Origin of the sequence: Alteromonas sp. KS69 (assembly GCF_003989595.1) — a bacterium.
Lineage (GTDB): Bacteria > Pseudomonadota > Gammaproteobacteria > Enterobacterales > Alteromonadaceae > Alteromonas > Alteromonas naphthalenivorans.
The window spans coordinates 16344-39348 of sequence record NZ_PYHU01000022.1 but is presented as its reverse complement, the minus strand read 5'-3'; the positions used below and the strand labels follow the sequence as shown (position 1 = coordinate 39348).

The following is a 23005-nucleotide window of genomic DNA, read 5'->3' as shown; positions in this document are numbered from 1 at the left end:
CCGATTCTGATGTGCTCACTATGCAGTTTTCTTAAACTGCATATTACATCCGGCTTGCTGGTAGTTCTTATATCGCACCCGCGCAGCCTGTTTGGCTTCGTCATCTACGGGAACAAAATCGATAATTTGGCGATGTTGATTTGGCGAAGGCACCATGCCCGAACCAACATTAACCACCATTTGACGGCGGGCAACCTGCTCGGGTTGCCAACAAATTTCCACCGGTGTGCCGCTTTGTGGCCCTTCACCATATAGGTTGTGGGGAACAAAGCGATTGGCTGGCAATTGCCATAAAAATTCATCAACTTCTTCGGCTTGCTTTTGCGTATCGCATAACACGCTTATCTTTTGCTTGTTGGCAAAAGCATCTGCAATAAGTTCGCTCGCGCGAGACGCCACACTGGTGTCGCCTGCGCTCAGTTGATAAAACACGACTTGAGGCATCGTGCGTTAGTCCTCTAACTTGGTGCCAGCGCGGTTCATTAAGAACTGCGATAACATAGGAACAGGTCGCCCTGTTGCACCTTTGTTCTTGCCACTGCGCCATGCAGTACCGGCAATATCTAAGTGCGCCCAATTATATTTCTTGGTGAAACGAGACAAGAAACACGCTGCCGTTATACTGCCTGCCGGACGACCACCTAAGTTAGTCATATCAGCAAACGGGCTTTCAAGCTGTTCTTGGTAATCATCCCACACTGGCAAACGCCATGCGCGATCTGAACTTTGTTCAGATGCATTTAGCAGTTCATGGGCAAGCGGGTTATGTGTGCTCATTACACCGGTTGCATGGTGGCCAAGCGCGATAATGACGGCACCGGTTAAGGTAGCCACGTCAATCACCAGCTCAGGCTCGTAGCGCTCAACGTAGGTTAACGCATCACACAGTACCAAGCGTCCTTCTGCATCCGTATTTAATACTTCAACCGTTTGCCCCGACATGGTGGTTAAGATATCACCTGGGCGATAAGCCGTACCATCTGGCATGTTTTCACAGCCGGCTAGCACACCAATAATGTTTATAGGCAGGTTTAGCGCTGCAATAGTGTGCATAGTACCTAGCACACCAGCTGCACCGCCCATGTCGTATTTCATCTCATCCATGGCTTCGCCAGGCTTAATTGAAATACCACCTGAGTCGAAGGTAAGCCCTTTACCCACCAGCACAATAGGTGCTTGATCGGCTGGACCACCACGGTGGTGCATAATACTCATCATACTTTCGTTTGCAGAACCACGGCCCACAGCTAAATAAGCTTGCATGCCCAATTCAGCCATTTGGGTTTCATCCACAACTTCAGCGCTCACGCTGTCGTATTGGCTGGCTAAAGACTGGGCTTGCTCCCACAGGTAAGCAGGGTTACAAATGTTTGGCGGCATGTTAGCCACATCTTTGGTAACTTTGGCGCCGCGAGAAATGGCTAGCCCATGCTCTACTGCACGCTCTCCCACGGTGAGTTCGCGACGTGTAGGTACGTTAAATACGATTTTACGCAACGGACGACGTGGTTCACCTTTCTTGGTTTTAAGTTGCAAGAAGGTATACAAAGAATCTTCGGTAGCTTCTACGGCTTGACGCACTTTCCAATAAGTGTCGCGACCTTTAACGTGTAATTCCGTTAAGAAACACACCGCTTCCATTGAGCCCGTTTCGTTTAGGGTAGTAATGGTTTTGGCAATAATTTGCTTGTATTGGCGTTCATCAAGTTCGCGCTCTTTTCCGCAACCAACTAGTAATACGCGCTCACTCAGTACATTCGGTACATGGTGCAGCAATAGCATTTGCCCGGCTTTACCTTCTAGGTCGCCGCGGCGTAATAAGTTGCTAATATAGCCTTCACTGATTTCGTCTAGTTGTTCAGCCACCGCGGTAAGGCGGCGCGGCTCGAAGACCCCGACAACAATACAGGCACTGCGTTGTTTTTCCGGACTGCCACTTTTTACACTAAACTCCACGATATCACCTCGTTTTTCGTCGTTTAAGATTTGCATGCTGACTAAATTCACATAACGTTTCGCGCTGCTTTATGTTTTAATACGCAGCCATACTTGCATGCTAGCTGCGAATGACGCAATGTTGACGTAAATTATGTCAATTTTGCTTCGCCACACCATGCAATTAATTTTATGATTGCAGGCAAAACTTGTAAAAACGGTAAGTTTACTCAAAATTGTGGTTTCTTTCACTAAAATTCCAAAGTTTCCGGTAGGACTGAGATGTTGATATTCCGCTATTTGCTTAAGGAAACCCTTAAGTCTCAGTTAGCCATATTTTTCATTCTAATGGCGATATTTGTCACCCTTAGATTTGTACGTGTACTCGGTGATGCCTCAGACGGCGATATACCAGCAGGACTAGTACTTGGCTTTCTTGGGCTATACGCCCCTATTCTCGCATCACTCGTGCTGCCTATAAGTGCTTATTTAGGCATTATGCTGGCCCATGGGCGACTGTATGTAGACAGTGAAATGACTGTCATGCGTGCATGCGGTATCAGTGAGTGGTACATCACCCGCGTGATGTTGTTCTTATCTGTACTCATTATGATAGTTACGGGGGCGATTACCCTCTATTTTGCTCCTATGGCGGCTGAAAATGAATACCAACTTAGGGAAAAAGCCCGCAACGAAGCAGGCCTTTCTGCCATTATTCCTGGTCGATTCCAACAAACCGGTAATGCCAAAGCAGTTATTTTTGTTCACGACATTGATACGGACGACCAATTGCGCCGCGTGTTTTTATCGCAAAATAAAACTGAAAATGGTGAAAATCAGGTTCAAGTGGTTTACGCGCAAACAGGGCAAGTAGCCAGTAACCCTGATGGCACCCGAAACTTGGTGTTAAAACAAGGGGTGCAGTACGAAGGTCAGCAGTCGCAAAAAAGCTACCGCAAGGTAGAATTCGATGAATACCAAATTCAAATAGCCGATAAGCCTGCAGAGGAAGCAAGACGCAAGGTTAGCGTTTTACCTACTACCGAATTATGGGGTGACGAATCAATAGAAGCCCGTGCAGAGTTGCAATGGCGTATCGCTATTCCTCTTTCGTTGCCCTTCTTGATACTTATTGCGGTGCCATTGAGCGCGGTAGATCCCCGCCAAGGCCGATTTGGAAAAATGTTCCCGGCTATACTGCTCTATCTTGGCTACTTCTTATTGTTATTAGCCAGCAGACGGGTACTAGAAGACGGCAAAATCCCCCCTCAACTTGGGCTGTGGTGGGTGCATACCATTATGCTGATAATTGGTGTTGCCTTGATTGTGCGAGACAGAAAAACAGGCACCCAATTTAGGGCCTGGATATTGGGGAAAAAGTAGATGTTTAAAATCCTCGATTTATATATTGCTCGCACACTGTTAGGTACGGTAACTGTTACTCTATCGGTCCTTATTGGCTTAAGCGCACTGATTAAATTTGTAGAGCAACTGCGTAAAGTGGGTGAAGGCGACTACGACATGATGGTGGCGTTCCTTTATGTTGTGCTTAGCTTACCAAGAGATTTAGAACAGTTTTTCCCCATGGCAACCCTGCTCGGCGGGTTAATCGGTATGGGTGTACTTGCCAGCAACAGTGAGCTTGTTGTTATGCAAGCTGCGGGCATGAGTAGATGGAACATCATTGTCTCTACCATGAAGTCTGCCACTATCATGATTCTATTGGTCATGGCGGTGGGTGAATGGGTAACCCCCTTCAGTGAATCTAAAGCCAAAGAAATTCGCACAGAGGCCATTTCAGGCGGAAGTTTATTCTCTTCAGAGCAATTGGTTTGGGCCAAAGATGGCGAGCACTTCGTGAGTATTGGCGAAGTGTTAAGTCGTGATTCCCTAAAAGACATTAATATTTTTGATTTTAACGACGACCTTTCACTTGAAAGTATTACCTATGCTAAATCGGGTAATTTCGATGGCAGTGAGTGGCGCTTAAGCGAAGTGGATGTTACACGTTTTAGTGAAACTGCGGTTACGTTAGATAACAAAGAAAGCATGCAATGGAATTCGACGTTAACGCCAGATAAGTTAGGTATTGTTGCCGTAAAACCTGAAGCCCTGTCTATTTCTGGTTTGCTAGATTACGTCGGCTATTTGGCTAATAACGGCCAAGATCCATCACGCTATGAATTGGCATTGTGGCGCAAAATTTTACAACCTGTTTCGGTAGGGGTAATGCTATTAATGGCCTTGTCGTTCATCTTTGGCCCTCTGCGCAGCGTTACTATGGGTGCCCGGGTGATCATGGGCGTACTGACCGGCTTTGGCTTCTTTATTTTAAATGAAGTGTTTGGCCCACTTAGTTTGGTATATCAAATTCCACCGTTTTTAGGCGCTTTGCTTCCCAGCTTATTGTTTGCGGCCATCGCCGCCATCATGCTGAGAAAGTAGCGTATTTTGAGTTGTCTAAGTTGAGTCGCTTGAATTAAGCGTTTGGTTGAATCATCAGACACACTAGGCTCTGCCGTTCCAACTCTAGATACAAAAAAAGGGAAGCTCAGCTTCCCTTTCTTATTTATGCAAATTGGGCTTTGCTTACCAGCTTTTGTGATCGTTACTTTCTTTAGTCAGTTTGAGCACTTGGGTTTGCGCCAATCTATCTTGCAACGACTGCTTGTGCTTAAAGTCAAACAGCACCAATAGCGTACCTAAGCCACCTAGTGAGGCCACCAAACGAATGAGCAAACGCGGCCATGTCATAGGTGCATCTACGGTGCTGAAAATACGAAGTCGCCATGCACGCATTCCCAAGGTTTGCCCACCTCGCTTCCAAAACCATAAAAAGAAACCAACCACCCACAAACCAACCCATACTTGAATAAGTAACTTATACCCAGTAGATGCTTGAATTAATTCAGCGGGCTGCTCGTAGCCTTGCAAATCCAATATACCATTTGAAAGCAACACAATAAGCGTCACTATTACCACCATAGCAGCACACATCCCCACTGCAACGGCAACCAATGTATCGTAAATCATGGCAGCTAAACGCCGAATAAAGCCTGCGCGTTCTGAGGAAGAGGTTAACTCGACAGCTTCATTTTCGGTGAGTTTTTCACGCTTATTCGCTTTTTTTGCGTTGCGTGCAGCACGTGACGCTTTGTTGTGACTTTTGTTCAAAATACTTCCGATACAGTTCAATACCGCGCTAGTGTGCCACAACCCTGACAAGGCATAAATAACCGATAGTGAAACAGGGCTAGTTTTAATACTTAGTATTGTGAATCGCTAAGCCATTACCGCTTAGAAATAGCGTGTAGGGTGAAGAGCACAGAGAATATTTATACTTTTTGCATCTAATTGAAGACGGCAAACGTTTAATAACATGTAAACACAAACAATCGATCGAAAAATTCTTGTGTCTATGCCCTGATCAGCGTTCCGAAGCTTAAGGCCATTTAATTTCTAAATGCCATTTATTGCTCGGTAAAGAAGGATACTTTATGGAACATGAAACCTTGTTTCCCCTACTGTGTGAAACAGCGAATGGCAATAAAGCCGCTTTTGCTGAGCTATATAAATTAACTAGCCCTCAGCTATATGCTGTGGTGTTAAAGCTTTTGAAGCGGCCGGAACTGGCCGACGAAGCGACCCAAGATGCGTTTATCAAAATATGGCATAACGCTGGCAGTTACCAACGAGGTAAAGGTACTGTGCTGACGTGGATGGTCAGTATTGCTCGCTACCGTGCATTAGATTTAATGCGCTATCACAATGTGAGAAATGAAGTATCACTAGATAACGAAGCGCCTCAATTAGATGAGTCTTCTACCCCCGTTCGGATGAATACCGAGCAAGATAAATTAGCGGAATGCTTGGATGAATTGGACCACTCCCAACGCCAAGCAATACAGTTAGCGTATGTAAACGGACTTTCCCATCAAGAAGTTGTGAACCATTTGTCGTCGCCTCTGGGCACTATCAAAAGCTGGATTAGACGTGGCCTTCAAAGCTTACAAAGGTGTTTGTCATTATGAATTATTTGAAAGAAGAACGGTTAAACGCACTCGCGGCCGAATATGTGGTGGGCACCTTACGTGGCAAAGCGCGTCTACGGTATCAAAAACTATTGATGCAGTACCAAATCGTAGGTGAAACCACCGCCAAATGGGAAGAATACTTGGTAGGCTTCTCAGACCGCATAACCCCTGTAAAGCCTCCCCATGCTGTGTGGGAACAAATTCAGCATCGTCTTGATCATGGCAATTCAACAAAACCAGTGTCGAACGTACTTGAGTTTGAACAAGCAAAGCAGGCTAGATGGCGTTATCTCTCCTTTCTGTCTACCGCTGCTGCAATGATATTTGCGGTACTTCTCGTCGTGATGATGCCAGTAGCCGACGAAGAAATTTCACATGTTGCGGTGTTTAATAACGCCGACAATGCACCGTTATGGGTAATAGAGATTTCTGAATCCACTATGGATGTAAAAGTGACCAGTGCATTTGCTGCTACGACCGATAAAGACTACGAGCTATGGATGGTACCTGAAAATGGAGAAGCGCCTATTTCATTGGGTTTGTTGCCTGAATCGGGCTTTGAGCACTTTGCTACTAATGCCATATTACTTAACGGTAGCATCGCGGCACTAGCCGTAAGCTTAGAAGCGCCAGGCGGCTCAAAAACCGGTGCACCTACTGAAGTGTTATACATTGCGCCGCTGGTTTCTGTGTAATAGAGAAGACATTTCTAAAAAAGTACTTTTGAAAGCCGGCATTCAAGCCGGCTTTTTTGTGTATGAAAAAGGTAATTTAAATAAAAGTAAAATAGTTGCATCCAACTGTGCATCCGAATCGTTTGGCTTTATGAACTCACTCACTAAGAGACATAATATGATTTCGATTAAACGTTCAGTAGTTGCAGTTTCTTGCGCACTTATTGCCGCAGGCGCAGTGGCTTCAAGTCACCGAGAAGCGCCTAACATTACACGTCATCCAGCTTTAGACAGTACCGACTTTTACGCATTTAATAGCTACGAAGAAGGGCGTGAGGGCTACGTTACTTTCATCGCAAATTACATTCCACTGCAAGATGCCTATGGCGGCCCTAATTATTTCGCCATGGATCCAAACGCGCAATACTCTATTCATATCGACAGCAATGGCGATGCAGTAGAAGACCTTAGTTTTGTTTTTGAGTTTCAATCTATGCTTGCAGCCGAAAACGAAGGCATCGCATTACCCATCGGCGCAGCCGGCGAAGAAAAAATGGTGAAAGTGCCATTAAAGAACATTGGCCCTGTTAGTGCTGACGATCAAAGCGCAGCCAACTTCTCAGAAATGTATAGCTTAACAATGGTTTCTGGCGACATGCAAAGCGGCGAGCGTACTACGCTGACGCCAAGTGCAGGTGATATGTTTACCAAACCACTTGATTACATTGGTAATAAAACCTTTACCAGCGAAGCAGAATACGCACGTTATGCTGAAAGTTTTATTTATTCGTTTTCAATACCAGGCTGTGACGACATGGCAAAGGTATTTGTAGGCCAACGTAAAGACCCGTTTGTAGTAAACCTAGGTAAAACCTTCGACTTGGTGAATTATGTGCCCGTTGAAGGCGACAGCTCACCCGGCGCTGGAGACGGCGATGGCTTCCCAGGCGGCATTACCCAGAGCGATGACAACGATGACTTAGCCGATAAAAATGTGACTTCGATTTCTGTAGAAGTACCTTCAGCATGTGTTACTGGCGACGGTAATGGCGTAGTGGGTAGTTGGACAACAGCCAGCCTTCCACAAGCACGTATCCTAAACCCTGATGCTACCTTTGATTCGCCAGAAGTTAATGGCGGTGCAATGACGCAAGTATCTCGTTTAGGTAGCCCATTAGTTAACGAACTGGTTATCGGTATTGGCGATAAAGATACGTTCTCTAGCGCACACCCGAGTGATGATGGTCAGTTCGCTGATTATGTCACCCACCCTGCCCTACCAGAGTTACTGAACATCTTATTCAAAGATGCGGTTAACACTACGTTAGGCACATCAATAGAAACGTTAGCGCCAACTAATTTCCCAAGAAATGATTTAGTTGCTGCGTTCTTAACAGGCTTCCCTGGCGTTAACCAACAGGCAATGGTAACGGCGTCGGAAATGCTTCGCTTAAATACAGGCATTCCAGCAACACCTGCAGCCGACCAATCTGCGTTCGGTGTAGCAGGCGACGATTTAGCTGGCTTCCCGAACGGAAGAAGACCTGGCGATGATGTGGTAGATATTGCCCTACGCGTTGTGATGGGTCGCTTATGTTATCCCATTCCAGTGAATGGTGAAGATACTGATTTAGGCTTGTGTACTGAAGAAGATGCAAGCGTAGGTAATGTTCCATTCACTGATGGCGCGCCAGTTGATGCCAGCATGACCGATGCGTCATTCCCTTACCTTAAAACACCTATTGCGGGTTCTGAATAAGGAGTGATGATTATGAACAACGCTCTTTTAAGAGGCTTAGTTTTGGTAGGCGCAGTAAGTGCGCTTACTGGATGCTTTGACAGTGACGATGATAAGCCAGAAGTAAACGTGGCACCGGTAGCTGAAGATGCGATGTTTACTACCCAGGCTGATATTGCGTTCACCGAAATGCTCAGTGCAAGTGATGCTAATGGCGATGCTTTAACTTATACGCTAGCCACAGACAGCGAAAACGGAACCACAACGGTAACAGCAGACGGTGATTTTACTTATACGCCGAATGCGCAGTTTACCGGTACTGATTCTTTTGTTTTCAGCGTATCTGACGGCGTAGCCGATGCTGACACGGGTGAAGTGACTATTACTATAGATGCGCAACAGGTCTCTTTTTCAAGCTATACACGAGATGCATTTAATCAAGAAGCGACTGATGAGCCCCTTCCTATTAACGGAAGAGCGTTCACTCAGGATGCTGAGCAAAGCAGTTTTGACGATTTGCTACCTCAGCAATAAATAGCACTAGCGCCAGGGATGGCGCTGCTTTTTCTTAAGTTTGTTTACTTTACGTTTATCTACCCTAGGAGTTCATACTATGAAGTTAATGACTCGGCTTATCGCACTTAGCGCTTTGTCTACATTATACTCATCGGCGCTGGCATTTGATGATACAGCGTCTCTTAGCGTTACATCAGATGACATTCCTAGCAATAAAGTTATCGCCACATGGAGTGCACAACCTCAAGTAAAAATGACCGTAGCACAAGCACAAACAGTGCTTAGTCAAAGCCGTTATCCCGATGCCACAGGTAATGAAAGACAACAGGTGATTCGCTTCATCCATTATCAAAAACAGCAAAAAAGCTCCCTTTCAGCTAGTGCGCAAACGCAACTTATGGTGTTAGAGGCCAAGGTGCTGCAAGGCACCCATCAATTTCGCGAAGCTGAAGCTATTTTAAACGAAATAAAAACGCCCCTTTATGCACCTGCTTTACTGCTACTAGCAGACATTAACATTCAGCAAGGCAACCCCGCAGCGGCCAAAAAATACTGCCAACAATTAGTTGGCAAAACCAGTTATCTATTGGCTTTCACATGTATTTTAAACGCCGAATTCACACTTAATACTAATAGTGCTAGCTACGAGAAACTACTAAACCTTGAGGCATTTGCTGAAAAATCTCGTGTAGAAAAAATGAATGCTAATAACACTAGCATCAAGCAAGGGGGCGCGAGCGAACGCCTGTGGTATTACGAAACCTTGGCGGCAATGGCCTACACCCTAGATAAACCCGAGACTGCGCTTTCACACCTGAACAAAATAGACACACAAAAACTGCCCGTAAGCGCACTATTGCTATGGTCTGACGCTAAGCTCAAACTTTCAAAATCTCAAGATGTGATTAAAAGGCTTACAGCAATTCAAGCTGCAGCTAATCGCAACTCCAACAGTACAGAAAAGAACATAGACGATGGCTTATTGCTTCGCTTGGCAAAAGCAGAACGGCAAATACGTCTTCATGATACTGAAATTCAAAAGCAATTAGCTGATAGAATGGCCTTACGTACTTGGCGGGAAGATGTGTCTCATGCAGCGCAAGTAGCTAGTTACTTTTTAGATATTGACTATAAACCCGCTATAGCCCTGAAATTCGCTAGGATAAACTGGCAAGCTGCACAAACACGAAGTGACGCTAGGTTACTGGCACGGGCCGAAAGCGCTGTTGCCACATCATCGACATTGAATTAAAGAAAATATATGAAAGCACTTGTAGTTACTCTTTTTTTGTCACTTTTAGTTATGAACGCAAGCGTAGTAAACGCCCACGAACTGAGTAGCGGGTATTTAACCCTTAACGCGGGTGAAGAAAATACCTATAGCGGCGAATTGTTATTAAAGCCTGATGATATTGGGCAAGTAGCCGGACTAGACACTAACGGCAATGGCGCACTGACGTGGGGTGAGATTCATCAAAATCAGCCCTTGTTAGAGCGCTATATAACGAAAGTGCTAAGTATTAGAGTAGATGACTCGCCCTGTGAAATTAACCTTAGCATGCCAAATATTAGAAGTGTTTCCGGCGATTCTTACTTGGTCTCACCAATTCAAGTTATGTGTGAATCAGATGGTACATTGGGCATTCACTACGACGGCATTTTTGAACATAGCCCTACCCATAAGCTTCTTGTAAACGTAAACCTTGCTGATCAATCAGGAAGTCGTTTACAAAGCAGTTCAAAAAGCAGTTCAGATAACACATCTGTTACCAGCGTACTTGATACAGATAGCCGCAGCGTTACATTCGATGCTAGCACTACGTCACTAACCGCATTGTTCATTTCGCTAGTGTACGAAGGTGTATGGCATATCTTCATTGGTATCGATCATATCCTGTTTTTAGTGGCTACCTTGCTTACCGTTAACCTGGTAAGAGAGCACAAACAGTGGCAAAAAGAGCCTTCAACTTCTCGAATACTAAAGCACACTGTAATATTAGTCAGTGCATTCACCCTAGCGCACTCTATTACCCTGACCGCTACCGCCCTGAATTTTATTGCGTTGGATAGCCGTTTAGTCGAGCTTGGAATCGCTATTTCAGTGCTGCTGACTGCTCTTAATAATATCTATCCGCTCATTGTGCGATTAGGCATTATTACCTTTGCCTTCGGCTTATTACACGGAATGGGGTTCGCCAGCGTGTTTGCCGATTTAAATGCGCAGTCAAATAACCTTGTGTTAAGTGTGGTTGCATTTAATATTGGTGTGGAAGTGGGTCAGTTGGCTATTGTGGCAGTATTACTACCCTTGTTGCTGTGGCTGCGTCATTTTGCATTTTATGCAAAAACCTTGATGCCACTCCTATCATCAATCATTGCGATTATCGCTATTAACTGGACGATTCAGCGCTGGTAGGAGCCATCCCGAAGCACTAATTGGATAATCTTTCAGCACTTAGACATTTAAGCTAAAAAAAGTGTTGTATGCGAGCGCTGCATCGCTATAATGCACCACTTAGCGATAGCACACCTATCCAAGCCAGTGTGATGGAATTGGTAGACATGACGGATTCAAAATCCGTTGCCAGCAATGGCGTGGCGGTTCAAGTCCGCCCACTGGTACCAAACTTTTAAACCAACTTTTTAGTTGGTTTTTTTGTGCCTGGTGATTGATAAAGCCTCCACGCAAGCGTGACGTCCGAGTGTCGGCTCATCGCGTGGCGACCAACCGAAGTCCGCCCACTGGTACCATATTCTTCTTTTAGAAAAAGATACTGAAACCGACTTTTGAGTCGGTTTTTTTGTGTCTGAAATCAGCGTCGTTCTGGGCTCTACCCCATTAACGGGGGATCAGTATTTATCCTGTTCTATTATTTTGGGGTAAATCAGACGAGTAAATTAACTTCAAACAAAAGCTTTTTCAGGTCTTGTCTAGAATCAAAAACTAGAAGAAGAATGACTGTCTTTGTAGACTCTTCAACTCGGTAAAGCACCACATTATGACTATCGACAAGAAGCTGCCTGTATTCGGTTAACCCTAACTCCAGGAGCCTGTCACTATGAGGCGCAGAATACGGATTTCCAGAGAGTTGAGACTTAACTTTCGATTTAATAGCTCGCTTGGCCTCGTTTGCAACATTGTGATTAAATTTTCTGATTAAAAATGCATCCAGTTTTTTCAAACAAAGTTTAAAAACCGGTGTCACTTTTATGCTGTATTCAATCGTCGTCAAATGCTTCATCCAGATCAAATAGCCCGTTCTGTCGCGCTCTGCGTTCTGACAAATTTATGAGTTTTAATAATGCTATAGTTTGTTGCTGTTCTTCGTAGTCATTCGCATCCTGAATAACATACTTTGGCTTGCCATTTTGCGTGACCAAAATGGGGTTATCCAATTCCAGATGATTCGCATGTTCCTTCATGTAAGATACAGTTTGAGTTTTCATGACAATCTCTTTGGTCTAAATATAGACTTATTATAGTCCGATAGACGAAAAATGAAACGGATAGATTTCCGAGTGGACCGCAATATTTTCATGATATACCTATACCGGAGCATTTATTTAATCAATTCGGCTTCAAAATTGAAAACTCTGCATGTTATGCTTTTACATTAATTCAGCGATTCAAGACTACTTACTTGACAAAGTTTGATAAAGATTTCCCGAAACTAGAAATGCGGCTTGACGCATTTTTTGATGCCATTGATGACGAAGATTACAAACTTGCCCGACTCATTGTAAAAAAGGCGGTCAGGAAATTCCTCCGACATCCTGTTTGCTTCGCGCTTCAAGGGCTAGCAGCTGTATTTATCGATGACGATCATACCGATGGTTATTTGTTTTTTAAGCAAGCAATAAACAGTGGCTACGCACCTGCTTTTGTATATTTTAATTTTGGACTCTGTGCCGAAAAATCTGGCTCAGTTGCTGAATCTTTAGCGGCTTTTCAAAATGCGCTTGACAGTGCGTCACCGGAAGAACTTCATCAATATGAACCTGCCAGACTCCATCTCCAGGCGATAAGAGAGCAACTTCCCGAACACCTCACTTTGGAACAGTACCTTATAGACGCCGAAATTTTTGAAGAAGGTGTTGTATTGTTAGAAAGTCATAAGTTCAGTGAAGCGGCAAACTGCTTTACTCTACTGTTAAAAAGCCAGCCTGAGCATGTACAAAGTTGCGGCAATTTGGGAATTTGTCAGATGTATTTAGGCGATCACTTGTCTGCAAAACGTGCGTTTCATCGAGCATTGGCAATTGATCCAGATTACTTGTTAGCTGAAAATAACCTGGCAATGTTAAAAGCGCTTGAAGACGGAGAGATAGAAGAGCTTCCAAGATTTGGTATTACCGATTTCTATGCAGAAAAAGAGAAAACCTCAAATCCTGCCACTGAACTCAATCAGGCAATATCACAAGCCATGGCCAACGAGCAGTTTGACTCAATTGAGGATGCCCAAGCATTTGTTGAGAACTATATGAATGAGCATAACAGTTCACCGAATACTGATATGCTTAACCTCACACCAAGCCAAACTCACAAGCTACTTACTGAGCCTTTCGAATCCAGTGATTTACTTAGCTGGCAATTTTCGAATGTTACCAAATTTACATCAGCCCCTGTTTATTGGTTAGCTGTAAATTTAATAGGAGCTTTAGGGGCTGATGGAGTTAAGTGCACCGCCAATGGAAATTTGCCCCGCAATTTATGTCGGTCGCTATTCGATAGTTATATGAAAGAGTTTGCTCCCAGCTTTATAGTTTCCAAAATAAATAAAGAAGACGATTTCGTTAACCTACATGTAGTTCGCAGCATCTTGTTGATTGCCAAATTAATTCGTAAACACGGTGGGCGCTGGAAGCCATTGAAATCAACATGGCAACTTTATGAGCGCATACAGCAAGGTGATAACACAGCTGCGACTGAACTTTATCAAATACTGTTTAAAACGTATGCTACTGAGTACAACTGGGCGTACATTAGTGGTAATGAGAGCGATTGTGCATTCTATCAGTTCAGTATAGGTTACTCATTGTATATGCTTCGTCATCTTGGCACTGAATGGCGACATTACCGAAAATACCAGGTACTTTATGAGCAGGCTTTCCCAGATCAAGCAGATTCGTTGTCAGAGCTTGCAAAGATAGAATTTCCCTCCCAGTATATTTTTCATTTCTGGTTCGACTTTGCATGGCAAGTCGGACTAATAGAAAAACGTGAAAGCACCGATGAAAATACAAATGGATTTTCCAAAGAAATCATAGCTACGCCTCTGTTTACCGAACTGATTTCTTGGCACATATGAATCCGGTAATAAAAAACGTCATTTACTCTAATCGAATGCGTGCGGCGTCAGTAATCACAGCGTCTTCAATAAACCTCAACTTATTTGTTATGGCATGGAATTTCAGATCAAAACACGCCGTTTATCTGAATCTGATAGAAAGGGATTCCACCTAAACCTCATCACCTTTGTTTGGGGCTTCGTGGACTGGGGGAAGGAGAATCGGGTAAAGTGGCTTTAAGCATTTTTTTTGCGAAAAGCTGTTAGTCATGCAAAGAATTTGCAAAGCGTCATTATTACAATTTAACTTGCTGATTTAAAATAATTATTTCAAACACTAACTTTTCAAAATCCGTTGCCAGCAATGGCGTGGCAGTTCAAGTCCGCCCACTGGTACCAAACTTTTAAACCAACTTTTTAGTTGGTTTTTTTGTGCCTGACTATTAATCAAACCGCCACCGTTTTTCCTGTTTGTGCGGCCCGAAATATTGCATCAACAATATGAATATCGGCTAACCCTTCACTCCCGGTTACTAGCGGTTGTCGGTCGGTGAGTATGGCTAAAGCATCATTGTCCATTTGAAGCGTTTGCTGCATGCCTTGAATAGGTTCAAACTTTTTCCCATCAGAGGTTATACCCGTTACGCCATTGTAGCTTTGCATTGGTCTCAGTTGATACCAACCTTGTTCGCACTCTGCTTTAAAGTGGTTGAACTCTGTTACTACGCTTGTACCACAATCAGCCATTAGTCCATTCCCGAAATCCATGGTAAACATGGTGGTTTCATCAACCTCGGTAAACTTATTAGGGAAACGCTGGGGTGGATGACTACCTGTAACAGATAATGGCTCTTTACCTGTTAAAAACCGAGCGCTATTAATAGCGTATACACCCATATCATAAAGCGCCCCACCTCCCATGTGTTGCTGCATTCGCCAATTGCTAGCGTCTCTTCCTTGCCCAGCGTAACCAGCAAAGCTAGATACCTTCTTAAACTTCCCATAAGGCATGCTTTCTAAATAGTGATGAAAAGTGCGTGTGTTGGGCTCATGTTGCATGCGATAACCAATAGATAGCGTCACACCATTCTTGTTACATGCGTCTATAATGGCTTGGCATTCGTCACTATTCATGGCCATAGGCTTTTCACACCAAACGTGCTTTCCTGTGTTCGCGGCTTTTACTGCAAAATCTTTATGTGTACCGGTTGGCGTAACTACATAAATAACATCAATATCTTTGTTATTCGCAACCTCATCAATCGTATCGTAGGTATACACATTACTATCCTGAATACCGTATTTACGCTGCCACTTTGAAATTTTGCTTTCTGTACCGGTAATTATTCCGCGCAGTTCACAATGTTCGGTATGCTGAAGTGCTGGCGCAAGTAAATTAGCGCTGTAATTGCCTAAACCTAGCAAGGCAACACCTAACTTTTTCCGCGACTGAGTGCCTCCTAAAGCCAAAGAGAACGGACTATGAGCGACTAATAGACCAGCACCTGTCATACGAATAAAGTGGCGACGTGTTACGTTTGACGTAAAAACTCCCTAATGAAGACCTGTATTTCCCTTCTAATTAATAGTGTTAATTATATATAGTTAGATCACTTTGCCGCGGCGCATTATTCGGTTCTATTCATAAACGATTTTGTCTGGAACCAATGGTGTATCAGCATTCCAGAGAGCATCGAATAATGCGGTTTTGTAGCCTGGTTATGATGATTTACTTCTTTTTCTTTTGTTCGCCCTGCTTATTCCGCCCTCTACGTGACTTCTTTTATTCGCCCTCATTATTCTGTGCGTAATATCACTGAAACAAAAACACTATAGCTTTAGAACTCGAGTCATTGTTTGTGAATTAAATCCGTTCACAAAACTGAGTAAAGCGAGTTGATATAGTTGTCTATGAAAAAGCTCAAGCGCTATCAATACGAGCGATATGCCATTCTCTGCCAACTCTCCTATCCCGATGCCGAAGCGCATTACCGTCAAGTATTAAAGCCCTTTCACGAACGTCACTTGGTCGATAAATATGGCCGGATGAGCGTCAGGATCCTTTGGGTAGATAATAAAAAAGAAGCCATTGTGGTATTTAGGGGCTCGCTGGGACTAAAAGACTGGCTCGCAAATTTGGTATTCCTACCCACTAGAATCAAACAAGTCGATAAAAAGTTCTATGTACATTGGGGCTTTAGTCGACTACTTCATCAACCCATGTATTCAAGCACGAAGACGATTGACGAAGCGCTGCCATTGCAAGAACTTTTGGTTAAAGTACTAGAGCCTTTGCAAAATCAAGGTAAGCGTTTTACATTTATAGGGCATTCTTCTGGAGGCGCAGTAGCCGTGCTGATGGCCGACTATTTCGAAAGAAAAAATGCTAAAGCGGTAAAACGGGTAGTGACCTTTGGCCAACCCGCAGTAGGCAGTCGCTCATGGTACAAAAACTACCTATTACACCACAAAACATACCGTATTTGCTGTGATTTAGACGTAGTAACGTTTATGCCTCCTTTCCCTTTTTACTTTTGGCACGTGGGTAAAATGCTATGGCTGCACGACGACCAAATCTATGAAAACACGCCCACGCATAAGCGGTTTTTTAAATCGTTAAGTAGCTGGCTATTAAGACCTATTACCTACCATTACATGAGAAAATACATTAGAAATAAGTCTTTATTTGATGAGCATTAGTGTGTACTCACGCTATAGTGTTTTTAGATGTGAAGGCCTAATTTAAAAAACAAAAAACCGACTTAACGTCGGCTTTTTGTTTAAAGTGTGCCGATAATGCTATCGAACACCTTCATCGTACCTTCATTTTACAAAGTACAATTCAGTACGCACAAACAGCCTACAAACTGTCTAGATCGTACACGCCTTTTTCAGCAAGCGCTTCATTGACTGGCTTAACATTTTCACGAAATAGAATTTCTAACTGTAGTTTGTACTTTTGCCATCTGGCCTCTAAATCGTCTAAACGTTGTACTGCCCCAGCTTGTGCTGGCGCGCCGGTTCTATCGAAGTTATCCATTAAAAAGCGAACTTGTCGGTCGAGCATATTTGGCCAATTTATGTCATCTTCAAAGGTTTGGTGTTTAGGTTGGATCACCAATGCTTCCCAATCATCAATAGCACTAACAATACGGTCAATTGATGCTGACACTTCGCTGGCTAGTACCACATTCGACTCAGTTACCCCATTTAGCGTTTCACGCACGTTACGGGCTTTTTGCAAGTGCTCAAATAGCTCGTTTAGTAAGTTTTCACTAGCCTGAATGCTTTGCTCAACAATTTGTAATTGGGCGGCATCAGATTCTTCCCTTGGGTCTGGCAGTACCTTAAACGGTCGGGTCTGAGACTGCTCGCCTACAGTGATAGTCGCTTTATAGTCGCCAGGCATTACTCTGGCGCCATTCCAGCCACCAAATAATTTCACATTATCAATACAGTTTAAAGGTGAGCGTCGCAGGTCCCATACAAACTCGTTATAACCTTCATGTGTTGAAGGGTGTGTAAACTTCAGCGGGCTACGTGCGTCTTCGTTACCCTTGGCGCACTTTTCAAACGCATCTGCGGTTGACGATAACGTACGCACGAGTTGATTTTTCGAATCAAAAATATCAATGCGAAGACTTTCACTCTCTTCAAGCTCCTCTTTTAAGTAGTAACGGAACCTTGCTCCGCGAGGAGGGTTTTTCGCTTCTGGTTGGCCGCTCATATTGCCGCCAGACAACAAGCGCACACCGTCGACAGGGCTAAATTGAAACAGAGCTTCATTGTGTAATGAGCCACTGACTTCACGCAGCGGGTTTATGTCGTCCAAAATCCAAAAGCCACGACCTTGCGTTGCCACAACTAAGTCATCACCTTTTACCTGCATATCAGTTATTGCCACAGGCGGTAAATTAAGTGCCATCTCCTGCCAGTTTTTACCATCGTCAAAACTGACAAACATACCGCTTTCAGTTCCCGCGAACAGCATACCTTCATGCTGCTTATCCTCACGTACTACGCGAACAAACGCATCTTCAGGCAAGCCTTTATCTATGCGAGTCCAGCGTTTTCCGTAGTTTTCTGTTTTATAAATATAGGGCTGATAGTCGTTCAGTTTATAGCCGGTTACCGCTACATAGGCTTTACCCTCGGCGTGAACGCTTAGCTCAATAGCATTAACCTGTGCTTCTTTTTTATGAGGCGTAATGTCTTTCCAATTTTTACCTTCATCTGTGGTTAAATGTAACTTGCCATCATCTGCACCTACCCATAGTTCACCTGCATTTGCTGGCGATTCAGCAATATAGAAAACCGTATTGTAGTATTCAGCACCGGCTTGTTCGTTGGTGATAGGTCCGCCGTTTAAACCCTGCTTTTCGGCATCGTTGCGGGTTAAATCTGGGCTGATTTCTTGCCAATTAACGCCTCTATCGGTGGTTTTTAATATCATTTGCGTACCGTAGTACACTGTTTTAGGGGCGTGCTGCGACACCAATACCGGCGCATTCCAGTTGGTACGGTATTTCTGATCTCGCGCGTTGCGCCCAAATACGTATTCGGGATAAGGCATGATAGGGCGAGTAAGCCCCGTGTCCTTGTTGAACTCGGTTAATGTGCCATTAATAGTGGTGGCGTAAATTAGCGTAGGATTGTCGGCATCAAAGGCGATATGTGCACTTTCTCCGCCGCCTACCGCAAACTGCTCGGCGATACCAATGCCGCTATCATAAGTAGAAGAAGGGGTAGCCATTGTGGTGTTATCTTGCTGGCCGCCATAGACATGGTAGGGTTCCAGGTTATCGGTAACTACACGATAAAACTGCGCAGTGGGTTGGTTATAAATACTCGACCACGACTTTCCACCATCAAAGGTTACGGTTGCGCCACCGTCGTTGGCATTAATCATATTCAGGCTGTTTTCAGGGTTTATCCACATATCGTGGGTATCACCGTGTGGCAGTGATTTTATTTCGAAGGTTTTGCCGCCATCGATAGACTTGTGCAGCTGTACGTTCATTACATACAGGGTGTTTTCGTCGTTAGGATCGACCTTAATATGATTGTAATACCAGGCTCTGGCTTTAAGAATATTGTCGCCATTCATTAGTTGCCAAGAAGTGCCAGCGTCGTCGCTGCGGTATAAGCCACCTTTTTCTGCTTCAATAATGGCGTAAACGCGCTTAGGGTTAGAGGCAGAAATATCTATTCCCACCTTACCGATAAGCTTAGGTAAATCCTTTTCTAATTTATCCCAGGTTTCGCCACCGTCAGTGGACTTATAAATACCGCCACCGTCGCCACCTGATTTTACAAACCATGGCGTTCTTCCGTGGTGCCACATGCTGGCGTACAACACTCTTGGGTTAGACGGGTCGAGTGCTAAATCTGCAGCCCCAGTGTCGGCATTAACGTTAAGTACGTGCTTCCAGTTTTTACCGCCATCGATAGTTTTAAATACACCGCGCGCTTCATTTGGTGCCCAAATATTACCTTGAACAGCCGCCCACGCTATATCTGGATTGGTGGGATGAATACGAATTTTGGGAATTTGACCACGATTTTCTAAACCAACTAGCTCCCAAGTTTCACCAGCATCGGTAGACTTATATACACCTTTACCATGGCTGGTAGTTACACCGCGAATAGGTCCTTCCCCTGTACCCACATAAATAACATTGTGATCTGAGGGTGCTACAGCAATTGCTCCAATACTACCTACTTCAAAGTGCTTGTCAGACAACGGCTTCCAAGACAAACCGGCGTTATCTGTTTTCCACACGCCACCACCTGCGGCCCCCATGTAATAAAGGTTGGGGTTACCATCAACGCCTGAAACGGCAACAGAGCGACCGCCACGAAAAGGCCCAATATTACGATATTCCATTTTTTCGAAAAGCTTGGGATTAACGGTATCTTCTAGTGCAAATGCCGGGAAAGAGAGACTAACTAGCGTGCTAATAGATATTGCCAATGCGGCTAGTGTTCGCCGTAATGTCATCATTGAAAGCCTTTTTATAATTAATTGTTTATGAAGGATAGGTGCTTATGATTTATATAGTGCAACGTATTTAGCCATACAGTAAAGGCTAAATAGCTAATTCATAGGAATTCGTATTGCCTTAATGAGTTCATCCACTTGTGTTTTTTTAAACATTACCATTAAAGCACAGTGAAGGGATTTTAATTGGTACGACAAATACACCACCTTGTCGCATCGAATAACGAAAGTGGAAATGGAAAAGGCAATATGGATTTGTTTAGCGATACCCTGTTCGCACTTAGCGTATTTGTCGGTTTCGCTTTTATTGTCGGCTTTTTTGCTCTTATGTATCTATGGGCCAGAAAACAAAAAGGCGCTATTAATCACTGAAGGTGGCAATGCAGACCGCGTTTTTGCCTTGGTTCTTGGCGCGATATAATGCTTCATCTGCACCCGATAGCATTTGGTTTGCCAAGTCCTGTACTTCGACCACATTGGTTATAGTCAACTTTTCTGGCGTAACACTGACTATACCGAACGAACAAGAAGTATTAAACGTGCGCTCGCCTTTACCGAAATCTGTTTTTGCAATGCGCTCACGAATTCGCTCGACCGTAGTAGCCGCATAATTTTCATCTTGTTTGCTGGCAAATAAAATAACGAACTCGTCCCCTCCCAACCGTGCTATACAATCAGACTGGCGAATATTGTCTTTTATAATAGTAGTAATTTGGGTGAGCAACGCATCACCATTAGCATGCCCATATTGGTCGTTGATATTTTTGAAGTCATCTACATCAAATACGCATACCGATAACCAGTTCAACTCCCCTCGTCGCATTAGGTTCACCGCTTCCGTTAAACGTATCTCCAAATAACTGCGGGAGAATGCTTGGGTTAAATGGTCATACATAAGTCGGTTACTCAGCAACCGCCTTTCTTCATAAAGATCATCTATATGTAAAACCAACACCCACGCAATACATGAAGTAACCGAAAATGAGCCTATCCAACTCAACGGAGGTAAATCAACCACCTGAATACCGGTGAACGTATCGCAAAGACCTGTAATCACCCACACGATATTTGCTACCAACAACAATAACACCGTATTCGTATTCCCATTCTCTTGCCTGATGCGTTGTCTATTAAACACTCTCACGAGTATAAAAATACAATAAGCGGCGAGGACTAAAATCCATGCCCCCCACAACTGGAATAATGCCCCAAACTCTAAGCCTGTGTAGTACTTAGAAGTTGAGTAGAAAGCATTATTAAGAAAGTACGGATTGGGCACCATGGTCAACAAGGAAAAAGCACCACAAATTACGTAGCACCACTTCAAAAAAATAGGCACTTTGTATTGAAAAAAAGCAATGTGAAAATGCAGACTCAACACTATGGTAAACATCGCCGCAATAACGGTTAGAAACACTAATTCAGCGTATTACGCTTATATGTTAAGAGTATGTTAGCGCAAAAGCATTCTACTCGCTTGCTCTTTCTATAGCGAACTTTGTCAATCTGGTAACGATTGAGGAATTATATTACGCAGCCCCGAAGGTAGAACCCCTTATATCTTCGATAAACCTATCATCAGCATATTAAGGGGTAGCGCCCTAAAGCGCCGCCTTCCATGCCTTTTCAGGTAGTAAATATAAGCCATTTTTGTGGGTACTACCTTCCCCTACAATATGCCCAATACCAGCTGCCATTACCGCCAAGGTAACGTCGAAAGCATTTAAGCTATCACCATAGCCTGCGGTAAGGTTAAACATAGAGCCATCTGCCAGTAAGAATAGGGTTTTGCCATTCAAGGTATAAGCATTCACATAAGGCATTGGTTCGCTGTGATTGGCATTTTCTTTAAGATATGGCACGTCGATTTCTTGCGCCACATGCCCAACATTTAATATAAAGGTGCCTTCTTTCATCGCATCCAAGTGCTTTGCACTTACCACGCCGTAACCACCCGTGGCAGTGGCAATAACATCGGCATCTTTTACCGCATTGCCCAAATCAACCACCGGCCAACCATCATATTTAGCTTGTAGCGCGCGAGCAGGGTCGAGTTCAGCAACTTGTACTTGTGCACCAAAAGCCTTTGCGGATGCCGCCACGCCCTGCCCCACTAAACCATAACCTATGACGACTACTACTTTTTCATGCAGGGTAAGATGTGTGGTTTGGAAAAACGTTTGCCATGCACTTAAGCCCACCATATGGCGATTATGTAAGCCTTCTTTTACGGGCAAATCATCCCAGTTAAAAATAGGATATTCAGGCTGCATACCGTTTAACCGCGTAATGCCTGAACCTGTAGCCTCCAAACCCGCATCAATACTCGGAACCGTTTCATTCGATTGCACTTTTTCATGCAAACGTGTGGTTAAATCCGCACCCATTTCACATAAATGTGTGGGTTTCCAAGCCAAGGCTTTATCAAAAGAATCTGACCAATCGGCGTTACTCATGTCTCGCCATGCATGCGCCGTTGCCCCTTTATCTACTAGGTACTTTACTACATCATCTTGAACTGTAGTGGGATTGCAAGTTGTTAGAAAAACCTCACACCCACGCGATAATAATCCTTCAACTAATGGCGCCATCTTTAAATCTAGGTGCATATTACAGGCTAGTCTAATGCCGTCTAAGCTGGGAAGAGAGGAAATAGCGTCACGCGTGCGCGGCATATGTAAACTGGCCCATGAAAGCTCAGCTTGAAAATCTTGATACATAGAAAAGTCTTAATGTCGAAAAAGAGAAAGCACTATAGTACGCCACAATATCTTTGCTCTACAACTATCAATTTTGAACTGACCTATTGAAATAAAACA

The 23005-nt window shown here is 44.0% G+C and carries 19 protein-coding genes and 1 tRNA gene; 11 read left to right on the top strand and 9 right to left on the bottom strand.

Annotated elements, in window-relative coordinates; genetic code table 11:
- Positions 1-18: 18 nt before the first annotated feature.
- Positions 19-444, bottom strand: coding sequence for a DNA polymerase III subunit chi (locus tag C7Y69_RS13745; protein WP_013782780.1), 426 nt, complete (start codon positions 442-444; stop codon positions 19-21).
- A gap of 6 nt (positions 445-450) precedes the next feature.
- Positions 451-1956 (bottom strand): leucyl aminopeptidase, encoded by a 1506-nt coding sequence (pepA, locus tag C7Y69_RS13740; RefSeq protein ID WP_013782779.1) that lies wholly within the window; start codon positions 1954-1956, stop codon positions 451-453.
- Between the two features lie 261 nt (positions 1957-2217).
- Here pepA and lptF point away from each other — a divergent pair, with 261 nt between their 5' ends.
- Both lptF and lptG read left to right on the top strand, forming a co-directional pair.
- Positions 2218-3318, top strand: a complete 1101-nt coding sequence (lptF, locus tag C7Y69_RS13735; protein ID WP_013782777.1) for an LPS export ABC transporter permease LptF — start codon at positions 2218-2220, stop codon at positions 3316-3318.
- Entirely contained in the window at positions 3319-4380 is a 1062-nt protein-coding gene (gene lptG, locus C7Y69_RS13730; RefSeq protein ID WP_126873099.1) for an LPS export ABC transporter permease LptG, read from the top strand. It begins immediately after the preceding gene.
- 144 nt (positions 4381-4524) lie between these two features.
- On the opposite strand, the gene C7Y69_RS13725 is transcribed toward lptG, so the two are convergent.
- Positions 4525-4968: an RDD family protein gene (locus tag C7Y69_RS13725; RefSeq protein ID WP_041452682.1), complete on the bottom strand. Its 444-nt coding sequence runs from the start codon at positions 4966-4968 to the stop codon at positions 4525-4527.
- 464 nt (positions 4969-5432) lie between these two features.
- On the opposite strand from C7Y69_RS13725, the gene C7Y69_RS13720 reads away from it, so the two are divergent.
- From C7Y69_RS13720 to C7Y69_RS13690, 7 genes are all read left to right on the top strand, one after another.
- On the top strand, positions 5433-5966 hold the full coding sequence (locus tag C7Y69_RS13720) for a sigma-70 family RNA polymerase sigma factor (RefSeq protein ID WP_013782774.1): 534 nt from the start codon (positions 5433-5435) through the stop codon (positions 5964-5966).
- Positions 5963-6664, top strand: a complete 702-nt coding sequence (locus C7Y69_RS13715; RefSeq protein WP_126873098.1) for an anti-sigma factor domain-containing protein — start codon at positions 5963-5965, stop codon at positions 6662-6664. Before C7Y69_RS13720 ends, C7Y69_RS13715 begins: the two co-directional genes overlap by 4 nt.
- A gap of 157 nt (positions 6665-6821) precedes the next feature.
- Positions 6822-8402 (top strand): DUF4331 domain-containing protein, encoded by a 1581-nt coding sequence (locus C7Y69_RS13710; RefSeq protein WP_126873097.1) that lies wholly within the window; start codon positions 6822-6824, stop codon positions 8400-8402.
- A gap of 12 nt (positions 8403-8414) precedes the next feature.
- Positions 8415-8915, top strand: a complete 501-nt coding sequence (locus C7Y69_RS13705) for an Ig-like domain-containing protein (protein WP_126873096.1) — start codon at positions 8415-8417, stop codon at positions 8913-8915.
- Between the two features lie 79 nt (positions 8916-8994).
- Entirely contained in the window at positions 8995-10149 is a 1155-nt protein-coding gene (locus C7Y69_RS13700) for a hypothetical protein (RefSeq protein ID WP_126873095.1), read from the top strand.
- Between the two features lie 9 nt (positions 10150-10158).
- Positions 10159-11313 (top strand): HupE/UreJ family protein, encoded by a 1155-nt coding sequence (locus tag C7Y69_RS13695; RefSeq protein WP_126873094.1) that lies wholly within the window; start codon positions 10159-10161, stop codon positions 11311-11313.
- 122 nt (positions 11314-11435) lie between these two features.
- Positions 11436-11522, top strand: a tRNA-Leu gene (locus tag C7Y69_RS13690).
- Between the two features lie 260 nt (positions 11523-11782).
- Here C7Y69_RS13690 and C7Y69_RS13685 read toward each other — a convergent pair.
- Together C7Y69_RS13685 and C7Y69_RS13680 are read right to left on the bottom strand one after the other, a co-directional pair.
- The gene (locus C7Y69_RS13685) at positions 11783-12139 is read right to left on the bottom strand and encodes a type II toxin-antitoxin system RelE/ParE family toxin (RefSeq protein ID WP_012519647.1); all 357 of its coding nucleotides are present in this window, start codon (positions 12137-12139) and stop codon (positions 11783-11785) included.
- Positions 12117-12344 carry a type II toxin-antitoxin system Phd/YefM family antitoxin gene (locus C7Y69_RS13680; protein ID WP_013782767.1) on the bottom strand — a complete coding sequence of 76 codons (228 nt, stop codon included), beginning with the start codon at positions 12342-12344 and terminating at the stop codon, positions 12117-12119. Before C7Y69_RS13680 ends, C7Y69_RS13685 begins: the two co-directional genes overlap by 23 nt.
- A 194-nt stretch (positions 12345-12538) precedes the next feature.
- On the opposite strand from C7Y69_RS13680, the gene C7Y69_RS13675 reads away from it, so the two are divergent.
- A complete protein-coding gene (locus C7Y69_RS13675; protein ID WP_126873093.1) occupies positions 12539-14206 on the top strand; it encodes a tetratricopeptide repeat protein in 1668 nt (555 codons plus the stop codon).
- 426 nt (positions 14207-14632) lie between these two features.
- Here C7Y69_RS13675 and C7Y69_RS13670 read toward each other — a convergent pair whose 3' ends face one another.
- Positions 14633-15697, bottom strand: coding sequence for a Gfo/Idh/MocA family protein (locus tag C7Y69_RS13670; RefSeq protein WP_013782765.1), 1065 nt, complete (start codon positions 15695-15697; stop codon positions 14633-14635).
- A gap of 399 nt (positions 15698-16096) precedes the next feature.
- Between C7Y69_RS13670 and C7Y69_RS13665 the strand changes: the two genes are divergently transcribed.
- Positions 16097-16885 carry a lipase family protein gene (locus tag C7Y69_RS13665; protein ID WP_013782764.1) on the top strand — a complete coding sequence of 263 codons (789 nt, stop codon included), beginning with the start codon at positions 16097-16099 and terminating at the stop codon, positions 16883-16885.
- Positions 16886-17045: 160 nt separating this feature from the next.
- Here C7Y69_RS13665 and C7Y69_RS13660 read toward each other — a convergent pair whose 3' ends face one another.
- The 3 genes from C7Y69_RS13660 to C7Y69_RS13650 form a co-directional block, all read right to left on the bottom strand.
- Positions 17046-20189, bottom strand: coding sequence for a WD40/YVTN/BNR-like repeat-containing protein (locus C7Y69_RS13660; protein WP_260563514.1), 3144 nt, complete (start codon positions 20187-20189; stop codon positions 17046-17048).
- A 358-nt stretch (positions 20190-20547) separates the two neighbouring features.
- A complete protein-coding gene (locus C7Y69_RS13655) occupies positions 20548-21513 on the bottom strand; it encodes a GGDEF domain-containing protein (RefSeq protein ID WP_260563513.1) in 966 nt (321 codons plus the stop codon).
- A gap of 274 nt (positions 21514-21787) precedes the next feature.
- Positions 21788-22906 (bottom strand): adenosylhomocysteinase, encoded by a 1119-nt coding sequence (locus tag C7Y69_RS13650; protein ID WP_126873092.1) that lies wholly within the window; start codon positions 22904-22906, stop codon positions 21788-21790.
- Positions 22907-23005 lie beyond the last annotated feature (99 nt).